General features: G+C 52.4%; 2 protein-coding genes. One reads left to right on the forward strand and one right to left on the reverse strand.

Going from position 1 to position 1,866, the window contains the following annotated elements:
* Window positions 1–260: integrase core domain-containing protein (locus GGR61_RS20895; protein WP_184623845.1), on the forward strand; the 260-nt coding region annotated here is incomplete at its 5' end.
* Window positions 261–781: 521 nt separating this feature from the next.
* Here the strand turns inward: GGR61_RS20895 and GGR61_RS20900 are convergent.
* Complete coding sequence (locus GGR61_RS20900) at window positions 782–1,438, reverse strand: hypothetical protein (RefSeq protein WP_184623847.1); 657 nt, start codon at window positions 1,436–1,438, stop codon at window positions 782–784.
* Between the last annotated feature and the right edge of the window lie 428 nt (window positions 1,439–1,866).

Genomic DNA, 1,866 nt, shown 5'->3' on the forward strand with positions numbered 1-1,866 from the left:
ATGCCCGTGGCGTGCAGTTGCGGCTGATCCAACCCGGCAAACCGAACCAGAACGCCTACGTCGAATCGTTCAACGGCCGACTACGCGACGAATGCATCAACGAGCACTGGTTCCCGACACTGCTGCACGCGCGCACCGAGATCGAACGCTGGCGACGCGAATACAACGAAGAACGACCCAAGAAAGCAATCGGCGGCATGACCCCTGCTGCGTATGCCCAACATCTGGCAAACACCGATATCATCAGCCCTGGACTCTAAACCAGGCCGCTACTCAGGGCGGGGGGATGTCGGATCTACGCAAGACTCAGCTACATGGCGAGAATGCTGCTGCCGAGCAAAGGTGATACTGCATCGCAAGGTGTGATAACAACGAGCATCGAACGAATAACTATCAAACCGCAGCGGCCACGGCTCGTCCGGCTTTTTTCTCGCCAGATGCAGATTAGGAATGGTGAACATGTGGAGGGACTCCATGTCGAAGGGAGCGAGGCAGGTAGGTATCAGCTACAGCACACCCATCGGAATATAGCAAAGCAGGCTCTTCCTACGTCCAAGAAATGCACCACGTCACCAATTCGATCGCCTCGCGCCGATCACGTAGGAGTACGAATCGGCACGATCCAGCAGCTGTGCGGCACGCGCTTCGACAACACAGCTCGCCAATTGGCGTAATAGACATGATGTATCACTCATCTCGTTTTTTATTTTTTTATATCTAACCTTATTGTTGAAATATATACATTTTAAAGGTTGCCGCATCGGCGCGCCCGACCGAGGGCTCACCCGCCCCCAACCTGGACCTTTCGGCTTGGGTCTGAGCGATGCTGAAGCGATGCGGTCAACAGCTCGGCCAGCGTGACGAGCTTTTGTTCGAGCAAGGCGATGGAGTCGGCATGTTCTTCTTCTGGCGCACCAAGAACCGCAATCTCGAATCTGCTTCCTCCTCGAACAAAAAGATGACTGACGGCAAAAGAATGAAGGCCCTCCGGCTTTTGTGTCAGCAGTACGCGGCTCAGAGGAAATGGGCAGTTGGAATGTTGTTCTGCGACATCCACAATGTGCGTTTCGATGATTTCGCCCCAGGACGAGCCTTTGGTTTGAACGGCGAACCGACCTGGCCCGCCGATTGCGCAGATATCATTGGCAGACTTCTTCGCGCCTTCAAGCAGCACGGCGAACTCCTCATCATCGGACCTACCCTGCGGAACCGTCGATGCGACCACGGTAGCGGAGAAGCTTCCTGCAAATCCGACGCGACAGAACGCAATTCCATCGCCATTCAAAAGACCCTCCGTAATGCTGGTTGCAGAGCCGCACAACGAAAAATCGATTGAATATATATTTAGGAATGAATAATTCCTAAGAATTTCCCGATCGACGGTGGGAAATCCGGATATGACAGATGGCCCCCAAGTCCACTCGTACTTCCCATCCATTTCTTCTCCTCCGTGCTTTTGCAAATAGCGTTGTCACACCTATCCAGGCAACTTTTGATGCTTGAAAATTTTTCAGTACAAAACGCTGATCAAACAGCCGACAGTATCGCTAACATGAAAATCTTACGCAACATTGAAGTCGATTGCTTGCAAACCAGGAGACGCTCTTCACGAGATGAACTGGGATTTGCAGGAATTGACCAAATAACTATCAAACCGCAGCTGCGATGGCTCACCCGACTTCCTACTACATAGAGATTAAGGATTTGAGCATGTCGGGGTTCAGGCCGCTATCGTAGCAAGCCGCTCAGTCCTTAAGGGCCAAGCTCACCACTAGGTGTTTGATCCCAGGTTTTGATGGTGCATTATTTTCCCTCAAATGGAAGGAAGCACTATGGGCCAGGTTCTGCACGGGAGCGCCACCACGA

The sequence above is a fragment of the Xanthomonas sp. 3058 genome (assembly GCF_014199765.1).
Taxonomy (GTDB): domain Bacteria; phylum Pseudomonadota; class Gammaproteobacteria; order Xanthomonadales; family Xanthomonadaceae; genus Xanthomonas; species Xanthomonas campestris_B.